Annotated in this window: 6 tRNA genes and 2 rRNA genes (2 of these 8 cut by a window edge); all 8 read right to left on the bottom strand. The window is 51.2% G+C overall.

The features are described 5' to 3' along the window. Positions 1 to 31 (bottom strand) — tRNA-Leu (locus MHH42_RS00475) (it extends 58 nt beyond the left edge of the window). Between the two features lie 16 nt (positions 32 to 47). Next, positions 48 to 122 (bottom strand) — tRNA-Gly (locus MHH42_RS00470). A gap of 30 nt (positions 123 to 152) precedes the next feature. Continuing rightward, positions 153 to 233 (bottom strand) — tRNA-Leu (locus MHH42_RS00465). 15 nt (positions 234 to 248) lie between these two features. Then, a tRNA-Lys gene (locus MHH42_RS00460) sits at positions 249 to 324 on the bottom strand. Positions 325 to 338: 14 nt separating this feature from the next. Continuing rightward, positions 339 to 414: transfer RNA gene (locus MHH42_RS00455), tRNA-Thr, on the bottom strand. 4 nt (positions 415 to 418) lie between these two features. Further along, positions 419 to 494 (bottom strand) — tRNA-Val (locus MHH42_RS00450). Positions 495 to 498: 4 nt separating this feature from the next. Continuing rightward, a 5S ribosomal RNA gene (rrf, locus tag MHH42_RS00445) occupies positions 499 to 614 on the bottom strand. A gap of 101 nt (positions 615 to 715) precedes the next feature. Next, a 23S ribosomal RNA gene (locus tag MHH42_RS00440) occupies positions 716 to 2,500 on the bottom strand (it continues 1,137 nt past the right edge of the window).

Raw genomic sequence — 2,500 nt, 5'->3', positions numbered from 1 at the left:
CCTGTGCGTCTGCCTGTTCCGCCACCCCGGCATGTCATATTGAAAATTGGAGCGGAAGACGGGATTCGAACCCGCGACCCCAACCTTGGCAAGGTTGTATTCTACCACTGAACTACTTCCGCAAGACATGTTATGAGATATTTTATTAAAAGTGCGGGTGAAGGGAGTCGAACCCCCACGCCAAAGGCGCTAGATCCTAAGTCTAGTGCGTCTGCCAATTCCGCCACACCCGCATATTTTATTAAAAATGGTGAGCCATGAAGGATTCGAACCTTCGACCCTCTGATTAAAAGTCAGATGCTCTACCAACTGAGCTAATGGCTCGTACAATTAAAAACTGGTGCCGACTAGAGGACTTGAACCCCCAACCTACTGATTACAAGTCAGTTGCTCTACCAATTGAGCTAAGTCGGCTAAATGGTGGAGGATGACGGGATCGAACCGCCGACCCCCTGCTTGTAAGGCAGGTGCTCTCCCAGCTGAGCTAATCCTCCATTTGCCTGGCAACGTCCTACTCTCACAGGGACAAGGTCCCAACTACCATCGGCGCTAGAGAGCTTAACTTCCGTGTTCGGTATGGGAACGGGTGTGACCTCTCTGCCATCATTACCAGACTGTATTCATTTAAGACAAGAATTATTGTAACTTATTTAACTTTTAAAGTCAACAAATTTTTTATATTCTTTCAAAACTAGATAACATTGCTTCATATTATATGGTTAAGTCCTCGATCTATTAGTATTCGTCAGCTCCACATGTCACCATGCTTCCACCTCGAACCTATCAACCTGATCATCTTTCAGGGATCTTACTAGCTTACGCTATGGGAAATCTCATCTTGAGGGGGGCTTCATGCTTAGATGCTTTCAGCACTTATCCCTTCCGCACATAGCTACCCAGCTATGCCCTTGGCAGAACAACTGGTACACCAGCGGTGCGTCCATCCCGGTCCTCTCGTACTAAGGACAGCTCCTCTCAAATTTCCTACGCCCACGACGGATAGGGACCGAACTGTCTCACGACGTTCTGAACCCAGCTCGCGTACCGCTTTAATGGGCGAACAGCCCAACCCTTGGGACCGACTACAGCCCCAGGATGCGATGAGCCGACATCGAGGTGCCAAACCTCCCCGTCGATGTGGACTCTTGGGGGAGATAAGCCTGTTATCCCCGGGGTAGCTTTTATCCGTTGAGCGATGGCCCTTCCATGCGGAACCACCGGATCACTAAGCCCGACTTTCGTCCCTGCTCGACTTGTAGGTCTCGCAGTCAAGCTCCCTTATGCCTTTGCACTCTACGAATGATTTCCAACCATTCTGAGGGAACCTTTGGGCGCCTCCGTTACACTTTAGGAGGCGACCGCCCCAGTCAAACTGCCCACCTGACACTGTCTCCCGGGTCGATAAGACCCGTAGGTTAGAATTTCAATACAGTCAGGGCGGTATCCCACCAGCGCCTCCACCGAAGCTAGCGCTCCGGTTTCAATGGCTCCCGCCTATCCTGTACAAACTGTACCAAAATTCAATATCAGGCTACAGTAAAGCTCCACGGGGTCTTTCCGTCCTGTCGCGGGTAACCTGCATCTTCACAGGTACTATAATTTCACCGAGTCTCTGGTTGAGACAGTGCCCAAATCGTTACACCTTTCGTGCGGGTCGGAACTTACCCGACAAGGAATTTCGCTACCTTAGGACCGTTATAGTTACGGCCGCCGTTTACTGGGGCTTCAGTTCAGAGCTTCGCTTACGCTAACCCCTCTCCTTAACCTTCCAGCACCGGGCAGGTGTCAGCCCCTATACTTCGCCTTACGGCTTCGCAGAGACCTGTGTTTTTGCTAAACAGTCGCTTGGGCCTATTCACTGCGGCTTTCCGTTAAGAAAGCACCCCTTCTCCCGAAGTTACGGGGTCATTTTGCCGAGTTCCTTAACCAGAGTTCTCTCGCACACCTTAGGATTCTCTCCTCGCCTACCTGTGTCGGTTTGCGGTACAGGCACCTTTTATCTCGCTAGAAGCTTTTCTTGGCAGCGGGGAATCAAAGACTTCGCTCCATAAGGAGCTTCCCCATCACAGCTCAGCCTTCACGATAAGCGGATTTGCCTACTTATCAGCCTAACTGCTTGGACGTGCACAACCAATCGCACGCTTCTTCTATCCTTCTGCGTCCCTCCATTGCTCAAACGATAAAGAGGTGGTACAGGAATATCAACCTGTTGTCCATCGCCTACGCCTGTCGGCCTCGGCTTAGGTCCTGACTAACCCTGAGCGGACGAGCCTTCCTCAGGAAACCTTAGGCATTCGGTGGACGGGATTCTCACCCGTCTTTCGCTACTCATACCGGCATTCTCACTTCTAAGCGCTCCACCAGTCCTTCCGGTCTGACTTCACTGCACTTAGAACGCTCCCCTACCACTGATACCATTGGTATCAATTCGCAGCTTCGGTGGTGTATTTAGCCCCGGTACATTTTCGGCGCAGAGTCACTCGACTAGTGAGCTATTACG

The organism is Bacillus sp. FSL L8-0099 (assembly GCF_038006385.1).
GTDB classification, from domain to species: Bacteria; Bacillota; Bacilli; order Bacillales; family Bacillaceae_G; genus Bacillus_A; species Bacillus_A toyonensis.
The sequence above is the reverse complement of the archived record's forward strand: the minus strand, read 5'-3'. Positions and strand labels throughout refer to the sequence as shown.